The organism is Actinopolymorpha sp. B17G11, from assembly GCF_040196095.1.
GTDB lineage: Bacteria > Actinomycetota > Actinomycetes > Propionibacteriales > Actinopolymorphaceae > Thermasporomyces.
This window is the reverse complement of sequence record NZ_JBEFTW010000001.1, coordinates 1-17,080: the sequence shown is the minus strand read 5'-3', so window position 1 is coordinate 17,080 and position 17,080 is coordinate 1. Positions and strand designations below refer to the sequence as shown.

15 protein-coding genes are annotated in these 17,080 nt (G+C 69.7%); 3 read left to right on the top strand and 12 right to left on the bottom strand.

Going from position 1 to position 17,080, the window contains the following annotated elements; all coding sequences use genetic code 11:
- Nucleotides 1-79: 79 nt before the first annotated feature.
- Nucleotides 80-901, top strand: coding sequence for a FadR/GntR family transcriptional regulator (locus ABN028_RS00075; protein ID WP_349695118.1), 822 nt, complete (start codon nucleotides 80-82; stop codon nucleotides 899-901).
- Nucleotides 902-1,213: 312 nt separating this feature from the next.
- Here ABN028_RS00075 and ABN028_RS00070 read toward each other — a convergent pair whose 3' ends face one another.
- The 7 genes from ABN028_RS00070 to ABN028_RS00040 all read right to left on the bottom strand — a co-directional run bounded on the left by ABN028_RS00070 (nucleotide 1,214) and on the right by ABN028_RS00040 (nucleotide 8,083).
- Complete coding sequence (locus ABN028_RS00070; protein WP_349695117.1) at nucleotides 1,214-1,969, bottom strand: SDR family NAD(P)-dependent oxidoreductase; 756 nt, start codon at nucleotides 1,967-1,969, stop codon at nucleotides 1,214-1,216.
- Between the two features lie 101 nt (nucleotides 1,970-2,070).
- On the bottom strand, nucleotides 2,071-3,081 hold the full coding sequence (locus tag ABN028_RS00065; RefSeq protein ID WP_349695116.1) for a hydroxyacid dehydrogenase: 1,011 nt from the start codon (nucleotides 3,079-3,081) through the stop codon (nucleotides 2,071-2,073).
- A 26-nt stretch (nucleotides 3,082-3,107) separates the two neighbouring features.
- On the bottom strand, nucleotides 3,108-3,848 hold the full coding sequence (locus ABN028_RS00060) for an SDR family oxidoreductase (protein WP_349695115.1): 741 nt from the start codon (nucleotides 3,846-3,848) through the stop codon (nucleotides 3,108-3,110).
- Complete coding sequence (locus tag ABN028_RS00055; RefSeq protein WP_349695114.1) at nucleotides 3,848-4,690, bottom strand: sugar phosphate isomerase/epimerase family protein; 843 nt, start codon at nucleotides 4,688-4,690, stop codon at nucleotides 3,848-3,850. Before ABN028_RS00055 ends, ABN028_RS00060 begins: the two co-directional genes overlap by 1 nt.
- On the bottom strand, nucleotides 4,691-5,962 hold the full coding sequence (locus ABN028_RS00050; protein ID WP_349329728.1) for a LacI family DNA-binding transcriptional regulator: 1,272 nt from the start codon (nucleotides 5,960-5,962) through the stop codon (nucleotides 4,691-4,693).
- Nucleotides 5,963-6,124: 162 nt separating this feature from the next.
- Nucleotides 6,125-7,072 (bottom strand): hypothetical protein, encoded by a 948-nt coding sequence (locus ABN028_RS00045; RefSeq protein ID WP_349695113.1) that lies wholly within the window; start codon nucleotides 7,070-7,072, stop codon nucleotides 6,125-6,127.
- 135 nt (nucleotides 7,073-7,207) lie between these two features.
- Nucleotides 7,208-8,083: an NAD(P)-dependent oxidoreductase gene (locus ABN028_RS00040; protein WP_349329730.1), complete on the bottom strand. Its 876-nt coding sequence runs from the start codon at nucleotides 8,081-8,083 to the stop codon at nucleotides 7,208-7,210.
- A 79-nt stretch (nucleotides 8,084-8,162) separates the two neighbouring features.
- Between ABN028_RS00040 and ABN028_RS00035 the strand changes: the two genes are divergently transcribed.
- Nucleotides 8,163-8,843 carry a TetR/AcrR family transcriptional regulator gene (locus ABN028_RS00035; protein ID WP_349329731.1) on the top strand — a complete coding sequence of 227 codons (681 nt, stop codon included), beginning with the start codon at nucleotides 8,163-8,165 and terminating at the stop codon, nucleotides 8,841-8,843.
- A gap of 283 nt (nucleotides 8,844-9,126) precedes the next feature.
- Here ABN028_RS00035 and ABN028_RS00030 read toward each other — a convergent pair whose 3' ends face one another.
- The 4 genes from ABN028_RS00030 to ABN028_RS00015 all read right to left on the bottom strand — a co-directional run bounded on the left by ABN028_RS00030 (nucleotide 9,127) and on the right by ABN028_RS00015 (nucleotide 13,753).
- The gene (locus tag ABN028_RS00030) at nucleotides 9,127-10,635 is read right to left on the bottom strand and encodes an aldehyde dehydrogenase (NADP(+)) (protein WP_349329732.1); all 1,509 of its coding nucleotides are present in this window, start codon (nucleotides 10,633-10,635) and stop codon (nucleotides 9,127-9,129) included.
- Nucleotides 10,632-11,552: a fumarylacetoacetate hydrolase family protein gene (locus ABN028_RS00025; protein WP_349329733.1), complete on the bottom strand. Its 921-nt coding sequence runs from the start codon at nucleotides 11,550-11,552 to the stop codon at nucleotides 10,632-10,634. The genes ABN028_RS00030 and ABN028_RS00025 overlap by 4 nt, the downstream gene beginning before the upstream one ends.
- Nucleotides 11,553-11,638: 86 nt before the next feature.
- The gene (locus tag ABN028_RS00020; RefSeq protein WP_349329734.1) at nucleotides 11,639-12,859 is read right to left on the bottom strand and encodes a mandelate racemase/muconate lactonizing enzyme family protein; all 1,221 of its coding nucleotides are present in this window, start codon (nucleotides 12,857-12,859) and stop codon (nucleotides 11,639-11,641) included.
- Nucleotides 12,860-12,988: 129 nt separating this feature from the next.
- Nucleotides 12,989-13,753 carry an IclR family transcriptional regulator gene (locus tag ABN028_RS00015; protein ID WP_349695112.1) on the bottom strand — a complete coding sequence of 255 codons (765 nt, stop codon included), beginning with the start codon at nucleotides 13,751-13,753 and terminating at the stop codon, nucleotides 12,989-12,991.
- Between the two features lie 262 nt (nucleotides 13,754-14,015).
- Between ABN028_RS00015 and ABN028_RS00010 the strand changes: the two genes are divergently transcribed.
- Nucleotides 14,016-14,960, top strand: a complete 945-nt coding sequence (locus tag ABN028_RS00010; protein ID WP_349329736.1) for a U32 family peptidase — start codon at nucleotides 14,016-14,018, stop codon at nucleotides 14,958-14,960.
- A gap of 200 nt (nucleotides 14,961-15,160) precedes the next feature.
- Here the strand turns inward: ABN028_RS00010 and ABN028_RS00005 are convergent, their stop codons facing one another.
- Nucleotides 15,161-16,876: a DUF885 domain-containing protein gene (locus tag ABN028_RS00005; RefSeq protein ID WP_349329737.1), complete on the bottom strand. Its 1,716-nt coding sequence runs from the start codon at nucleotides 16,874-16,876 to the stop codon at nucleotides 15,161-15,163.
- Nucleotides 16,877-17,080: the final 204 nt, after the last annotated feature.

The following is a 17,080-nucleotide window of genomic DNA, read 5'->3' as shown; positions in this document are numbered from 1 at the left end:
TGGAGTTTCGGGTGGGTTCGGGCTCGCCGCCATCGAGGGCCTTGCCCTTGGTGCCTGACGAAGGACGTGTGTACGCAAGGTGAGCCCGCCCCACTCCCGCGACAGCCTGTCGGCGTATCTCCTCGAGGAGATTCTCGCCGGGCGGATCCCGTCGGGTGCGAAGCTGCCGCCGGAACGCAGCCTGGCTGAGCGGTTCGGCGTGTCGCGGCCGATCGTGCGCGAGGTGCTGCGGAGCCTCGCCGAGCGCGGGTTCGTGGAGATCCTTCCGTCACGTGGCACGTACGTCCGGGAGGCCCGGTCCAGTGACGGCGCGCGGTCGCTCGACACGTCGTACCGCCGGCGTAACGCCACCATTCGCGAACTCACCGAAGCGCGGCTGATGCTGGAGACCTATGCCGCCCGGCTCGCCGCCAGCAACGCGACCGATGTGGAGATCGCGGCGATGCGGCGCTGCCTCGACGACTTCGAGCGGGCCGGACACGTGCTGGAGCAGGCCCGGCTCGACCTGGCGTTCCACGCGCTCGTCGTGCGGGCGAGTCACAACACCGTGATCGAGACGATGTACGCGTCGATCACCAGCCTGACGTTCGAGTTGATGCTGCGGAGTTTGTCCGACCGGCAGGTACACCAGGCCGGCGTACCGCTGCACGAGAACGTCCTGCAGGCAATCGTCGACCGCGACCCCGACCGGGCGGCCGAGGCGATGCAGGAACACCTCGAGGTGGCGAGACGGCTTTACGGCAAGGACTTCGAGGCCAGCGTCGACCAGGTGGCCCAGCGGGAGTTGCAACGGATGCTCGGCCCGTCCGCGTCGCTGGAGGGGATACTCGAGGATGTGGCACGCCGCCACGCGGCGCTGGTGACAGCCCCCGGACCTGTGCCAGGGCCAGCGGCCCCGTGATCATGATCGTGATCCTGAAAGCGCTGCGTACACACAGCCCCGTCCCCCTTCACAATCCGGTTTGCCTTCATGATTGCCGGCCTGAGTCAGCCCTGTGATCATGAAGGTAAACCGGGCTGTGAAGCGTAACAGGGCAATAGGTCCTACTTCTCTTCATGATCACGATCATGATCACCGGTTCGGGCGCTCACCGGAGAAGGGGTTACCGCCGAACCGGGCCGCGGCGACGCCCGCCGGCCCAGGCCGCAGCGATGCCCGCCTTCTCGAATGGCGGACCCGCGGAGCACCGAGCGGCGAGGCGGGAGGTCCTGATCAGCTGAAGTACGTACCGCCGTTGAGGTCGATGACCGAACCCGTGCAGAACGAGCCGAGGTCCGAGGCGAGATACAGCACCGCTCCGGCGCAGTCGGCGGGGAAGCCCGCCCGCCGCAACGGCGTGCCGTCGATCGTCGCCTGCTGTTCGTTCGGTGGGGTGAACTCCTCGTGGAAAGGCGTGTCGAGGATGAGGCCGGGCGCGACCGCGTTGACGGTGATTCCGCGCGGGCCGACCTCCTTGGCGAGCCCGCGGGTGAACCCGTGCATCCCCGCTTTGGCGGCGGCGTAGGCGACCGCGCCCCGGCCGCCGCCGTTGCGGCCGGCGACCGAGGAGATGTTGATGATCCGGCCGCCGTCCGGCATCGACCGCAGCACCGCGCGCGTACAGCAGAACGCGCTGAACAGGTTGACGTCGATCACCTGGTGCCAGTGTTCGTCGGACATGTCGGCGATCGGCAGCCGACCGAGCAGCCCCCCGGCGTTGTTGACGAGAATGCTGATCGGCCCGCCGAGCGCGCCCGCCGCCTGGTCGACCACGGCGTCGACCGCCGCGCTGTCCGCCGCATCCAGTGCGTACGCAGCAGAACGCCGGCCCAGCGCGGCGATCTCCGCTGCCACCGGTGCGCCGTCATGGCTGCGGTGGGTGAGCGCGACGTCGGCGCCGGCCTGGGCGAGCGCGAGGGCGACTCCCCGGCCGATCCCGACGGCTCCGCCGGTGACGAGGGCGGCCTTGCCGCTCAGGTCGATCTGCATGCGTACTCCCTTTGTCTTCCTACGGTCTGGGTCTTCCTACGCCTGGGTCGTGCTAGGTCTGGGTCGTGCTACGTCTGGCCTGCCCAACGGCTGCACGCATCTCAGGCGAGGTTGTCCACCTGTCCGGCGGCGACGGCGTAGTGCAAGGGTTCCTTGCGCAGGAACCGTTCGATCTCGGACACCATCGCCGCACCCTGCCGGCGGTGTGAGTCGAGCGTGTGGCCGGCGCTGTGCGGGGATCTGATCGTGTGCGGCATCTCCCGCCACTCGCTGTCGACCTCCAACGGTTCGGCCGGGAACACGTCGAGCGCCGCCCGGATCCGCCCTGTCCGCAGTTCCGCCTGCAGGGCAGCAGGATCGATCAGTCCACCGCGGGCGCTGTTGACCAGGAGGGCACCGTCACGGAGGCCGCCGAGCTCGCGCGCCCCGAGCAGATTGCGGGTCGACGGTAGCAGGGGCACGTGCAGGGTCACGATGTCACTGCGGGCGAGGAGGGTGTCAAGGTCGGCTTGCGTGACGCCGAGCGTGCTCGCCTCGTCCGCGTCCAGCAAGGGATCGCTCACGAGAACGGCCGATCCGAACGCCTTCAGCAGCCGGATCACCGCCCGTCCGGTCCGGCTCGCTCCGACCACACCGACGGTCTGCGCGCCCAGCAGCCGGCCGGGGTGGCGGTGCCGCAGGTCGCTCCAGCCGGCTCCCTCGCGTAGTCCGGCGTCGAGCAGGTGGAGTTCGCGAAGCCAGGCGAGGATCTGCGCGATCACGAACTCGGCAACGGAGTCGGCAATCAACGCGGCTGCCTGACAGACCGTCACCCGGGTGCCGACCGCCTCCTGGGGAAGAAGGTTACGGATGCTTCCGGCGGAGTGCGCGACGAGGGCGAGGTCGGGGCACTTCGTGAGGATGTCGTCGCCCAGACGTGGCGTGCCCCAGCCGGTCAGGCACGCGACCACTCCGTCCAGCAGCTCCGGAAGGTCCCAGGCGTCCGGCGAACCGTCGGCCCATCGCACGTTCCCGAGCGCGTCGAGGCGGCGCTCCGTCTCGCTCGTGAGCACCATCGACCTGGTGGCCGCCGTGAGTAGAACCGCCACGCCTGAAGGGGTCTCGCGCGTCATGTCGTCCTCCAAGGACTGGTCGGTTCTCAGGATCGGGTGGGATAGAGCACCAGCTCGGGCACGTGCGCCCGGGCGGGCAACGACATCACTGCGAGGCACATCCGGGCCACATCGTCGGGTTGCAGGGCGTTAGCCAGCATCTCCGCCGTTGGCGGCGTCGGTCGGTGCTCGACCATGGGCGTGTCGGTGAATCCTGGGAAGAGCACCGACACGCGGATCCCGTTGGCGCGTTCCTCCTCCATCGTCGCGTGCGCGAGCGCGGTCACTCCCGCCTTACTGGCCTGGTATCCGACCCCGGAGACGTCCGGCTTCCTGGCCGCCGAAGAAGTGATGTGCACGAGCAGTCCGTCGCCCTGCTGGCGGAAGACCGGAAGCACCGCCTGCGTGAGCACGAACGCCGCATCGAGGTTGGCGCTCATCAGCTCCCGCCAGCCTTCGGGCGTGAGCGTCGTGAGAGCGCGGTTCCTGATGTTGGTGCCCACACTGTTGACGAGAACATCGATCCGTCCGTACGCTTCGACGCCCGCAGCGACCGCCGCTTCGACCGCCTGCCGGTCCGTCGCGTCACCGGCGTACGCGATAGCGGAGCCACCCTCGGCGGTGATCGTCTTCTCCAGCTCCGCAAGGGAATCCGCGCGCCGCGCGAAGAGGACGACACTGGCGCCCTCCGCGGCCGCCGCGACCGCCGTGGCCCGACCCATGCCACTGCTCGCGCCAGCCACCATGACGACCTTGCCTGCCAGCGCGGCGTCGGCTCCCACCGCCATCACGCACTCACCTCGACCGCATCGGATCCCGCCGTCAAGAGGCGCTTGACATAGCGGAGATCGGTACGGGTCTGGTCGAGCACCTGGTCGTACGGAAGCTCGTAGTGGCTGTGCAGCGTCAGTGGCCCGTCGAACCCGATCGCCTGCAGGTGCGGGAGGATCTCCGCCCAGGGCACCATGCCGTCCGCGAGTCCGAACCAGTCCGAACGCCACTCCCGCTGCCCGGCGCCCGTCGTTCCGGCGGGGAACCAGCCGCCGTTCTTGACGCCGACGCACGCCAACCACGGTTGCAGGATCTCGAAGGTCAGCCGCCAGTCCTCCCGTCCGTCCTGCACCACCTGGTTACCGGGATCGGGGTAGGCGCACAGCCACTCGGGTGAGTGGCCCTCGAGCATCGCTCGCGTCAGGGCGCCGGAGGCGTGGATCGTGTCGCCGTGCAGCTGGATCGCAAGACGTACGCCATGGTGGGCGGCCATCTCCTCGAGCCGGGCGAGGTGCCGCTGCGCCTCGGCCAGCGTGTCGGCGTACGACCTGACGTCAGGTTTGTACGCCCAGTAGCCGAGGCGGATCAGGTCGATGCCCGCGTCGGCACACGCACCCAGCACAGCGTCGGCGGGGAAGCGGTCGGGATCGGTGAGGTCCGTGGTCGCCATCGGCACCGACAGGCCATCGCTCTCCAGGTGTTTGACGGCAGCCGGGATGTCGCGGGCGTCGGCGGGATCGATGGTGGTTCCCGGCCGGACGAGCAGGTCGATTCCATCGAAACCGAGGTCGGCCGCCGCCGCTCCGATCTCGCCGACCGAGCTACTCTGGAACAGTTTGGTGAACAGCACCGTCCGCATTCAGGGCACCTTCTTTTCTTCTCGAATACTGAGCCTTGCGGTGGACGCCCGGGCGACGAGTTGCGGGGCCATCACCGTTGATCTCGGGCCGTCGCCGGACTGCGTGCGGATGGCGTCGAGCGCGAAGCGCGCCATCTCCGCCAGTGGTTGTCGGATGGTTGTCAGCGAAGGGTTGTACAGCTCGGCGATGGTGATGTCGTCGAACCCCACGATCGAGATGCCACGGCCCTGGTCGGGAATCTCGCGGCCAGCGTCGCGCACCGCCGCGCAAGCGCCGATCGCGTACATGTCGTTGATCGTGACGACAGCGGTGGGGGGTTCTGCCAACTGGAGAAGGGCTGTCAGCCCCTGGCGGCCGAGCTTCGCGCTCTCACCGTCGCCGAATCCCCTGCCAGGGTTGGTCCATACGAGTTGCTTGCGGTAGCGGACGCCGGCATCGGCCAGCGCGGCTCGATAACCCGCGAGGCGACGTCGCCGGCTCACCGTGGCGATCGCTCCTGAGATGAAGCCGATCCGGCGATGGCCGAGATCAAGCAGGTGCTGGGTGGCGAGGTAGCCACCGCGATGGTTGTCCACGCTGACGCTGACGAGGCCGGGCGGATCGCCGGCCTGGCGTTCGCGGTCGAACGCCACCAACCGAAGACCGCGTTCGGTAAACGGCCGTACATGGTCCAGCGACGGGAGCGAGGACCCGAGGATGACGGACCGGACGCCGCCCGCCCACAACTCCTCGATGTAGTCGTGTTCGCGGGCGGGGTCGCGTTCGCTGTTGCAGAGCAGGACCTGGTGCTGGTCGCGGAGCGCCTCGGCCTCCACGGTCCGCGCGAAACTCCCCCAGAACGGGTTGGCCACCGACGGTACGACGAGACCGATGACCTGGGCACGCCCGGTACGCAACTGGCGGGCGACCCGGCTGGGCCGGTAGCCGAGCTCGTTGATCGCGCGCGCAACCCGTTCCCTCGTCCGCGGGTGCATCCGGGCGTCTCGGCCGTTGAGGAGGTTGGAGACCGTGCTCGGCGAGACCTTCGCGGCCGAGGCGACGTCGCGGATGGTGACATTGGCCCCGCCGGACGTGGAGACACTGGCGCCGCCGGACGCGGAGACACTGGCGCCGCCGGACGCGGAGACACTGGCGCCGCCGGACGCGGAGACACTGGCGCCGCCGGACGCGGAGACACTGGCGCCGCCGGACGTGGAGACACGTCGGGCGGACCCGGAAGGACGGGTGGCGGGAGGAGCGGAGACGCGTGTGGGCGTACGTCCGCGCGGCATGCCACCCGCCCTTCAGAAGTGGTGTAACGATGCACCAATGTAACGATGCACCAACCAGTTTCCCCAGCGAGCGTCCGGAACTGGAAAGGCAGCGCGAAGCAGACGGTCCGTCCGCCACGCACGCTGGTTCAGCGGCGTGCCCTTCTTCCCGACCAGCGCCTCCTAGTCCAACGGGTTCGCACAGATCACGTGGGCCTGGAGACTCCAGTCCTGCAAGGGTGCCTTCTGCTCGGCCCGGACGGCGTACCGGCGTGGAAAGCCCTTGGTATCGAGTTGCTCCGGCGTGGCTCCGTCGACGTACGCATGGCCGGCGGGGTCCACCTTGGCGAGCCCGAAGCTGTACGCCAGCCTGCCGTTCGAGCAGGTGGCACGACGGACCTTCGCCGCCGTGGAGTCCAGCGGCGACGCAGCCCCCGCGACGACCTGATGGCCGGCCGGACTGGTGACGCAGACGCCCCGCGCATGAAGAGTGAACTGTGAGGTCGGGTCCCCATCGGTGGCATCGTCGAAGCCGGTGACCAGAGCGGACGTTCCGTTCGCGGCCGGCCGGACGGCACCCAGCGCGATGCGGCCGCGCTGCTCGAACGACGCCGCCGTCAGCATGCCGCCCGCAGCGAGCAGCTTCTTGCCCGCTGGACAGGTCACCGTCCGCGAGAGCTGGTGCGCGTCGCCCGTCGCCGGCGCAGCCCTCACGTGTTCGTATCCCGGTGGTTTCGGCCCGCACAACGCCCACATCTCGAGCGCCCACGGTTTGGTGTAACCCGGCTTCGCGTAGACGTTGGCGGAGTAGATGTAGTTGCCGCTGTCTCCGATGTCGAACGGCTGGAGGGCGGCGAACTTGAGGTCGCCGTCACCGCCGGCGCCGTCCTCGGTGCGGACACTCGCTCCCCCGCCGAGGATCACCTTGCCGGTCGAGCACGCGAGCTGTCCGAACCTGTGGTCGGCGGTGGCGAGCGTGCCGGACTTGTGCTGCAACTCCATGCCCGGCGGGGGCGGCGGCCCTGCTGCCTGCCGTCCCGCGTCCGGGACCGGGTGCGCCATGCCCGTGGTGGCGACCATCGCGACCGCGACACCCGCCAGCGCTCCCCACCGTTTCGACTGCACACTCATGCGCGACTTCCCCTCGATCCGTTCGACGGCCTCGATCTGGCGACCTGGTACGACCGCGAGTCCGGATCGGTTCGCCTCCCGCGCCCGGGGAAGCGTGCGAGCGAAGCAGGTGGTCCGCCCTCCACGTACGCCGGTTCAGCGGCGTGCCGCGTCCGCGACCTCCTCGATGAGCCTGGTGAAGCCGTCGCCTCCACCACCGCGCGCCACCAGCCGTTGCACGGAGTCACGAAGGAACGCGGCGTGGCTGGTGTCCAGCCCTTCGGCCCGCCTGACCCGTACCAACTGGTCGAGCACGCGTGCGTGTTCGGTGAGGGTCGCGGGACCCACGGGGTACCGGCCTTCGCGGATCTCCTTCGCCACGTCGGGAAGGGCGTCGACGACGTAGCCGAGTTGCCGGCGTACGAACGGAACGAAGGTCTCCGGGTCGGTGTCGGGCGCCCCCACGAGGGCGAGTGCGTTGAGATAGGCCGCCTCGGTCTCGTACCACAGACCGAGGAGCGCGAGGTCCCACCGGCACGCCTGACCAAGGTCAGTGCCGACGTGGGTGGGCGTACCGAGTTCGGCAAGCGTCGCGGCGTGCTCTGCGAAGGTTCGTTCGGCTCCGGCGTAGAACATGGTGGCCGCGGGCGTTCCGATCTGGCTGGGCCCGGCCTGGATCACACCGTCGAGATAGTCCAGACCGACCTTCGCCGCCCGCGTGGCCATGGCGCGCGCCTCGTCCGGCGTACCCGTACTGAGGTTCAGCAGCGCACACCCGCCCGCGGCCGCGCCGATCGCGTCGAGAACCGCCTCGCTCGCGTCGTAGTCCGTGACGCTCAGGAGGACGAGCGGGCTGGCCGCCGCGGCCGCGGCGGCGGTAGGCGCCGCCACGGCTCCGCCCGCGACCAGCGGGTCCGCCCTGCCGGCGGTGCGGTTCCAGACGGTGGTCGGATGCCCGCCGCGTAGCAGAGCGGCGGCCAGGGCGCTCCCCATCGCGCCGAGCCCGAGCACGGTCACCGGTGGATGGTTCATGCGAGTCCTCCTCAGGGGGAGCTGCTGGGGAAGTTTCGTTACGGTACGGATCGTAACAGAGGTGACTACACTCGCTGTCATGCAGTCAGGAAGCCGTCCCTCGGGCGCCCGGCGAGAGCTGCGGGCGCCGGCGGGCCGCCCGCGCGACACCCAGATCGACGCCGCGGTGCTGCGGACGACGCGGACGCTTCTCGAGGACTCGGGCTACACCAGCCTCACCCTCGAGGAGGTCGCCCGCCGGGCGGGCACGACCAAGCCCGCGATCTACCGGCGCTGGCCGACGCGTCAGCACCTGGTGATCGCCGCACTCGCGATAGGGCTCCAGGAGGTACGGGCCCCGGACACCGGATGCACGCTGTGCGACCTCAACGAGGGGATCAACGTCTTCGTCGCGGCGTTCCGCCAGATCCGTCCGGACGTGCTCGGTCCGCTGCTCGCCGAATGTGCGTCGAAGCCGGAGCTGCGCCAGGCCCTGCTCACGACGCTGTTCGAACCTCCGCGCCGCGCGGTGTTCCAGATGCTCGACAAGGCGGTGGCGCGCGGCGACCTTCGCGACGACCTCGACACCGGCCTCGTCGTCGACATGCTGGGTTCGCTCGTTCACTACCGCGCACTGTTCGGCCACGCACCGATCGGCGAGGCCGACGTCGAACGCGCCGTGGAGTCGCTGCTTCGCGGAATCGCCACCGACTACCCGGCTCTCGTCGAACACAGTCGACAGCTCGCCGCTACCCCACGCACCCATGCCGCCCACCACTAGGCCGAGTGCCCGTGCCGGGTCAGGGCCTCCGCCCGGTGATCATGATCGTGATCATGAATGTTCTACGTACGTATAGCCCCGTTCGCCTTCACGTCCCCCTGCCCCTTCATGATCACTGCAGAGATCATGAAGCGATCCGGGACCATGAACGCGATCCGACACATGGACCCCGAAAATCTTCATGACCGAGATCATGATCACGGGTGGCCGGCACACGGGCGCCGGTCACGGGCGCCGGTCACGGGTGGCCGACACACGGGCACTGGCGCCGGACCTGCGGGCCTTACACGTCGTCGGTCGTCAAGGTGCCGTTGACACGGCGTGGGACGCCGAGGACGTTCTTGTCGCGGAGCACCTCGGGCAGCAGCGCCTCCGGCATCCCCTGGTAGCTCACCGGACGCAGGAACCGCCGGATCGCGGTCGTCCCCACCGACGTGTGGATCGACGACGTGGTGGCGGGCCACGGGCCACCGTGCTGCATGGCGTAGGTCACCGACACACCGGTCGGCCAGCCGTTCCACAGCAGGCGTCCGGCCCGGTCCCGCAGCAGCGAGAGGAGCGGCGCCACCTGGTCGGCCTCGGTCTCCTCGGCGTGCACGGTCGCCGTGAGGTTGCCGCTGAACGCGGCGGCCGCGTCGGCAAGCTGTTCGACGTCTTCGTACTCCACGACCAGCGACGCCGGTCCGAAGCACTCCTCCAGCAGTGCGTCGGCGTGCTCGAGCAGCGCCGGAACAGTGGTCTTCACCACGGTCGGCGCGACGACGAGCCCGTCGACGGCGGCCCCCTCGACGAGGACCGAGATGCCCGGTGCGCCGGTCAGCCTGGTGATGCCCTCGGCGTACCCCTCCGCGATCCGCTTGTTCAGCAGCTCGGCGGCACCCACCTCGCGGGCGGCGGCGGCGATCTGCTCGTCGAGCCCGTGCCCCGCGGGTACGAACAACAATCCCGGCTTGGTGCAGAACTGCCCCACCCCAAGGGTGAAGGACCCTGCGAAGCCCGTCGCGATCTCCTCACCACGCGCCTTCGCCGCGCCGGGCGTGACGAACACCGGGTTGAGGCTGCCCAGCTCGCCGTAGAACGGAATCGGCTCCGGCCGCCCCGACGCGATGTCGAAGAGCGCCCGCCCGGCAGGGATGGAACCGGTGAACGAGCCCGCCTTCACCCGCGGGTCCTGCAGCGCCTCGATCCCGCGTTCGTACCCCACGACCACGGCGAACGCGCCGTCCGGCGCGCCAGCGGCCGACAGCGCCTGCGCCACGATCTCACCCGTACGCTGCGACAGCGCGGGATGCCCCGAGTGCGCCTTGAGGATGACCGGACACCCGGCCGCCAGCGCCGATGCCGTGTCGCCGCCCGCCACACTGAACGCGAACGGGAAGTTGCTCGCCGCGTACACCACCACGGGACCCAGCGGCACCAACATCCGGCGCAGGTCCGGCCTTGGGCCCATGCCCCAGTCCGGGTCGGCCGGGTCGATCGTCGCCTCGAGGTACGACCCTTCTTCCAGGACCTCGCCGAAGAGTCGCAGTTGGAAGGTCGTACGCACCAACTCTCCGCGCAGCCGCGCCTCGAGCAGGTGGGACTCCTCCATCGCCAGCGGCACGAGCTCGTCGGCCGCGGCGTCGAGGGCATCGGCCACGGCCCGCAGCAGGCGTGCGCGCGCGGCGGGCGCGAGCGCGGCGAGCGGTCCAGCAGCGGCCGCCGCTGCGGCGAGGATCGCCTCGAGCTCCGCGGGTTCGGTGTGCGGCACACTCGTCGGGTTGGCGACTCGGGTCGAGGTGGGCACGGTCATCGGACAGCCTCCCGGGCAAACGGATCGGTCAATGCGTCGACGAGCCACGACAGCGGCTCCTTGCCGACCACGACAGGATTGGAGAGTACGCCGACATCGGCGATCGCGATCTCCACGACATCGCCGCCGGCCAACGTGAACGACATCTCCGGGATCACGCCGGTCCCGGTGGCGAGGAAGAACCCGTCCGGGAACGCGTCACCGGCGAGGACGTAGGCGACCAACTCGTCGAGCGTCCGCTTCATCCGCGCGGTCGACGTCTCGCCCCGCCAGACCGGCGCGCCGTCACGGCGCACCGTCAGCGCGACGTCCAGCGCGGTGGCGTCGGGGATTTCCCACGCCGGCCGGATGCCGGTCGAGAGCGCGCAACTCCCGGCGTAGACCTTCGCCTGGGGGAGATAGAGCGGGTTCTCGCCCTCGATGACACGGGAGCTGACGTCGTTGCACACGACGTAGCCGATGATCTCGCCGAAGGTGTTGGAGACGAGGCCCAGCTCAGGCTCCGGCACGTCGAGTCCGGAATCGGCCCGGATGCCGATCGGCTCACCATCGGTGACGACCCGCCAGGGTAGGGCCTTGAAGAACAGCTCCGGCCGCTGCGCGTCGTAGACCTTCTCATAGACCGTCTTCTCGCTGCTCTCCTCGACGCGGGCGTCCTTGGAGCGTTCGTAGGTCACACCGGACGCCCACACCTCCGTACGCCCGTCGACGGGTGGGAGCAGGAGGACGTCGGCCTCGTCGAGGACGCCGTCGCCCGTGCCCGCGGCGGCCTCGACCAGCCCGCGAACCTCCTTGTACGGAAGCCGAAGCAGCTCCGCGACCTGGCCCACTCCCGCGACGGGCGAGATCCGCCCCGCCTGGCGCACACCCACCCGGACGGCGCGATCGGACCGGTCGGCGTAACGGACGATCTCCACGAGGTGCCTCCTTCGGCGGGCCGCACAATCCCACGGGCCTCACGCGGTCATCTGAGGGCAGTCATCTGATGTATGGCGGTCGGCGTTCAGTCTTCCAAACCGGTCACCCGACGCGACACCCCGGGCCGACCAGCGAGATTTTCGACCAGTCGTACGCCGAGACCGGCTTCGGAACCCAACCGGACCACGCCGTCGGCCACCTCCGGCAAGCCTTCGACCAGTTCGGCGTACCACGTCCGCAGGAAGGCGCGGACCGTCTCCTGGATCATGCCGTTCGGCTGGCTGAGTACCACGTGACAGCAGGCGGCAAACGCCACCGGCCCGGTGCAGTCGTGCGGCGCCACCGGTACTCCGAACGTGTCGGCGAGCGTCGCGATCTTGCGAGCCTCGGTGATCCCACCGGTCCAGCCGATGTCGACGGTGACGACGTCGATCGCGCCCTGCTGGAGCAGCGGGAGGAACCCGCGCCGGCCGGTGACGGTCTCTCCGGTGGCGATCGGCACGTCGACGGCGCGGCGCAGGGCGGCGAGGGCATCCACCGCGTCCGGGCGGATCGGATCCTCGACCCAGAGCGGACGGTAGGGCGCGAGCGCGGTGCAGATGCGTTCGGCGCAGGGGCGGTTCCAGAGGCCGTGCAACTCGACCATGACGTCCATGTCTGGGGCGCCGGCGGCCGAACGGATCTGCTCGAGGACCGAGAGCCCCCGCGCGAGTTCGGCGTCGGTGATCGCGGTGCCGTTACTGCGTTCGGCGTAGGAGTCGAACGGCCACACCTTCATCGCGGTGACGCCGTCCGCGCGGAGGTCCTTCGCCAGTTCGCCTGGTCGGTTCAGGAAGGCGTCGAGGTCTTCGTACTGCCGGCCCGCTGCCGCGCCCGGCCCGGCGCCGATTCCCCAGTTGTCCATCTCCTGCCGGGTGGAGGTGCGTACGTAGCCGGGGCCGGCGCAGGTGTTGTAGACCCGCAGCTCGGGCCGGACAGCGCCGCCGAGGAGGTCCGCGACCGGCAGACCGGCGCGCTTACCGAGCAGGTCCCACAGAGCGAGGTCCACGGCCCCGATCGCGCGGGTCTCCACGCCGCCGCCCTGGTAGCCGGTGTACGGCGCGAGCCGGCTGGCAGCCTGCTGGGGCAGCAGATCGTCGGTGCCGAGGATCACCGGGGCCACCGTGTCGTGGAGGTAGGCCTCGACCGCGCTCGCGGCGAAGAACGCCTCGCCGATGCCGGTCTGGCCAACGTCTGTGTGGAGTTGGAGCAGACAGACATTGGGCTGGATGGAGGGTCTCAGCGTTTCCACCGCCGTGATCCGCACGCCACCGCCTCCTCGCCGTGGTTCGTTGCCCACGCCATCGTTCGTACGCGATCGTTCGTACGCCATCGTTCGTGCGCCGCAGTTGGTTGACACCTGGTGGTCTGACCGGTTTTGCCGACGGGCCCGAGGCTAGCCGACATGACCCAGCCGGGCGGACAGCGCCGCTGCGCCGTCGCTGACCAGCCGGCCGAGGCCGTCCTTGCGCTCCGGAGTCCACCGCACGGTCGGGACCGAGATGCTGATGGCCGCGACGGTGGTGCCGGCACGGTCGGTCACCGGCGCGGCGACGCAGGCGACAGCCTCGTTCGACTCGCAGTACTCCTCCGCGATCCCGCAGGCGCGGATCTCGGTGAGCCTGGTACGCAGCTGCGTGGTTGAGGTGATGCTCCGCTTGGTCAGAGCGGGCAGGCTGTCGCCGATCGGATACAGCTCGTCGAGCCGGCTGGAGTCGAGTCGGGCCAGCAGCATGAGGCCGACGGCGGTGCAGTGGGCGGGTAGGCGCCGGCCGACCGCGGACACCATGCGTACCGGATGGGTGCAGTCGGCCTTGGCGACATAGATCACGTGCCGGCCGTCGAGGACCGCGACGTGGACGGTCTCGTCGCACGCCACCGCCACCTCCGTCGCCGCCACCTGGCCCTCGCGGGCAAGGTCGAGCCTTTCGGCGTACGTCGCGCCGAGGTGGAACACGCCCACCCCCAGGCGGAACCGGTGCGGCTGGCCCGGCACCGGGGTGAGGTAGGAGCGTTCGACCAGGGTGCCGACGAGTTCGTGGACCGACGTACGCGGCAGGTCGAGCCGGGCGTGGATCTCCGGGATGGACAGGTCCTCGGCCGTGCCGAACAGCTCGAGGATGTCCAGTGCCCGCATGACCGCGGGGACGGATCGGCCCATAGGTCGGCGCTCCTTCAGTTCCCGTGAGCGGGGAACGCTTGACGCGACTGGCTCCGCCCGCACACGATGTCCGAGTATACGAATGGCGTTCGAGATACCGGACATGCGGGCGACGGCTACCGTACGACGGCTTTCCCACGATCGCCACCGACAATGGCAACCAGACACTCAGGTCCTGGACACTCGAGTCCTGAACAGTCGGGTCACTGGAGAATCGGGTCCTGAACACTCGGGTCCCGAACGATCGGAGGGTGGAATCGTCGTGGTTCGCACGCGCGGAAGCCAACTGCTGGAGAAGCTCGATCTCCCTCCCCGCGACCTCGGGGAGCTTCCGGCTTCGGACAAGCGGTTCCCCGACGGGGTTCGGTACCGCGTCGAGATCCCGAGCACCGAAGGCCCACGCTGCCTCGCGGCGGCGCTGGAAGAGGCGGAGCGGTTGAAGGTGCCGGTCCGCCGGATCTCCCAGGGCACCGGCGTCTTCCTGCTGACCGACGTCGAACTCGACACCATGGTCGAGCAGGCCGACGCGGCCGGCGTGGAGGTCAGCCTGTTCGCCCGGCCCTGCGCGGGCTGGGGTGTCTCGGCGACTGCCCGGTCGGCCGCGGGCGGCGGGTTCGCCGCGACCGCACACGGCCAGGACCAGGTGGCCGCGGTCCTCGACGACATCCTCCGGGCTGCCGAGCACGGCATCCGCAGCGTGCTGATCTCCGACCTGGGCGTGTTGGCGGCGTTCGGAAAGCTGCGCGCGGCCGGTGACCTGCCGGCCGAGATGCAGGCGAAGGTCTCGGTGATGCTGCCGATCACCAACGCCGCGAACGCCCGCGTCCTGGAGGACCTCGGCGCGGACACGCTCAACGTCGCGACCGACCTGAGTCTCGCTCAGATCGCGGCGATCCGGGCGGCCGTGGACGTCCCGCTCGATGTCTACGTCGAGGCGCCGGACAACCTCGGTGGATACGTACGCCACCACGAACTGCCCGCGCTCATCGAGGTCGCGGCGCCGGTCTATGTGAAGTTCGGCTTGCGCAACGCACCCGACGTCTACCCGGCTGGTACGCATCTCGAGGCGACGACGGTCGCGCTGACCCGGGAGCGGGTACGCCGGGCCCGGCTCGGGCTGGACCTGCTGGAGCGGTACGGCGTCGACGAGCCCACGTCCAAGCCCGGCGCCGCCGGACTTGCCCTCCCGGTCAGGCGTACGACCTGACCCCGGCTCGGTAGCCACCCTCGCGCCGCCCCACTCCAGCCTGCTCGCGCCGTCGGTTCGCCCGTCGGTTCGCCCGTCGGTTCGCCCGTCGGTTCGCCCGTCGGTTCGCCCGTCGGTTCGCCCGTCGGTTCGCCCGTGATCATGATCGTGATCATGAAGGAAAATCGGCAGATGGGCCCCGAAAACCCTCATGATCACGGTCACGCGGATCCTGGGCCGTGACTCGCCGCGAACTCGCCCGCGACCCGGCCGAGCACTGTCAAGGGGAGGTTGCCATGCCCCAACAGCGCGTCGTGGAAGGCCCTGATGTCGAACGACGCGCCAAGCCGCTGCTCGGCCTCCGCCCGCAACCGCACGATCTCCAGCCGTCCCACCATGTAACCGAGCGCCTGACCCGGCCAGGCGATGTAGCGGTCGATCTCGTTCTCGACGTTCTTTCGGGTGAGGGCGCTGTGCTCCATCATGAACCTCACCGCCCGATCCCGACTCCACCCGCGCGCGTGCATCCCGGTGTCGACGACCAGCCGGCAGGCGCGCCAGAAGTCGAACGACACCATGCCCAGCTTCGCCACATCGCCGGTGTAGAGGCCCATCTCGTCGGCAAGCCGTTCGGTGTAGAGCGCCCACCCTTCGGTGAACGCGGTCGCACGGGCATGGCGGCGGAAGTCGCAGAGGTCCGGCAGCTCCCACAGCAACGCGAGCTGCGTGTGGTGGCCCGGCACCGACTCGTGGAACGTCAACCCCTGCAGTTCGAACCGTGGTCTCGTCGCAGGTTTGTACGTGTTGAGCCAGAACCGACCCGGCCGCGCGCCGTCGATGCTCGGCCACTGGTAGTAGCCCAGGTTCCCGTTCTCCGCTTCGTACACCGACTGCTCGAGAACCTCGCAGTCCACCTCAGGAACCCTGCCCAACCAACGCGGCAGCGCCTCCTGGGCTCTCGCCAGCGTCGCCCGTGCCTCGGCGAGCATCTCTTCGGCGTTGTCGAAGCAGAGATCGGGGTCCGTACGCAGGCGATGGGTGATCTCGGCGAAGTCGGCCGTGCCGAGCGTGCGGGATCCGCGTTCGCGCATCTCCTCGGTCAGGTCCGCGACCAGCGAGAGGCCGAGTTCGTGGAGTTCGTCGACGCTGTGGTCGGTCGTCGTGTGCCCCGCGGCCAGTTGCTGGTAGAGCGCGACGCCGCCCGGCAGGTGCGCAAGCCCGGGCTCCTCGTCCGAGCGCGCCGTCGGTAGGACCTCGCCCACCAGATGGTGCCGGTAGTCCGCGAGCGCCGGCCGCACCTGCTCGGCGACGACCGCCGCCACCCGGTCCCGAAATCCCGGCGGGTCGCCCTCCGCCGGCGCCGCCACCTTGGTCAGCGGGTCGTCGGCGAGCGACGTCGCGAGATAGGCGTCGACCTGCTCCACGGCGGCGAGAACCAACCGGCGCACGGGCAACCGGCCAGCCGCGCGACCGTTGTCAAGCCGCCCTTGCGCAGCCGCCAACCAGGCCGGCACCTTCGCGCAGCGGGCGAGATATCCGTCTGCATCCTGGGCCGTACGCAGCGTGGACTTCGGGAGGCTGATCATCACCGTCGCCGCCGAACCCGTGTGTGGCAACGGGGTCACCGTGTAGTCAGGTGCCGCGGCCGCGAGACCCACCAGAGCGTCCGAGATCGTCCGCAGCATCACCTCACGGGTGATCCGGCGGTCGGCGTCGAGCAGGTCGGCCGCGACCGCGGAGGCCTGCTGGTGAAGGCGTTCCAGCTCGCTTCGGCGCCGTTCCTCACCGGCCATCGTGAGGTCGGGTAGCAGGCCGGAGTATCCCGGATAGCCCACCTGGCTGGCGTAGAGCGGTGACCACGCCAGCTGGCCTCGGAACATCTCCTCCGCCAGTCGATCCAGTTCCTGTGCGGCAAGGTCGGCCTGCGTGTCGCCCACGTGGTTCGCCCTTCGATCGGCTTCTGATCCCGGCGTCCGGTCCTTGGCGACAGCGTCAACCCTTGATACCGGTCAGCGTGACGCCTTCGATGAAGTAGCGTTGGAGGAAGAAGAACAGGGCGATGATGGGTGCGATCACCGCCGCGGATGCGGCCATCAGGTAGCCCCACTGCGCGGTGTAGACGCTCTGGAACGACGCCAGGC

Excerpts from the sequence above, each read along its gene's own strand:
- ABN028_RS00070 (WP_349695117.1), bottom strand. The coding sequence starts at position 1,969 with ATGCAGATCGACCTGAGCGGCAAGGCCGCCCTCGTCACCGGCGGAGCC.
- ABN028_RS00065 (WP_349695116.1), bottom strand. The coding sequence starts at position 3,081 with ATGACGCGCGAGACCCCTTCAGGCGTGGCGGTTCTACTCACGGCGGCC.
- ABN028_RS00060 (WP_349695115.1), bottom strand. The coding sequence starts at position 3,848 with ATGGCGGTGGGAGCCGACGCCGCGCTGGCAGGCAAGGTCGTCATGGTG.
- ABN028_RS00055 (WP_349695114.1), bottom strand. The coding sequence starts at position 4,690 with ATGCGGACGGTGCTGTTCACCAAACTGTTCCAGAGTAGCTCGGTCGGC.
- ABN028_RS00050 (WP_349329728.1), bottom strand. The coding sequence starts at position 5,962 with ATGCCGCGCGGACGTACGCCCACACGCGTCTCCGCTCCTCCCGCCACC.
- ABN028_RS00045 (WP_349695113.1), bottom strand. The coding sequence starts at position 7,072 with ATGAGTGTGCAGTCGAAACGGTGGGGAGCGCTGGCGGGTGTCGCGGTC.
- ABN028_RS00040 (WP_349329730.1), bottom strand. The coding sequence starts at position 8,083 with ATGAACCATCCACCGGTGACCGTGCTCGGGCTCGGCGCGATGGGGAGC.
- ABN028_RS00035 (WP_349329731.1), top strand. The coding sequence starts at position 8,163 with ATGCAGTCAGGAAGCCGTCCCTCGGGCGCCCGGCGAGAGCTGCGGGCG.
- ABN028_RS00030 (WP_349329732.1), bottom strand. The coding sequence starts at position 10,635 with ATGACCGTGCCCACCTCGACCCGAGTCGCCAACCCGACGAGTGTGCCG.
- ABN028_RS00015 (WP_349695112.1), bottom strand. The coding sequence starts at position 13,753 with ATGGGCCGATCCGTCCCCGCGGTCATGCGGGCACTGGACATCCTCGAG.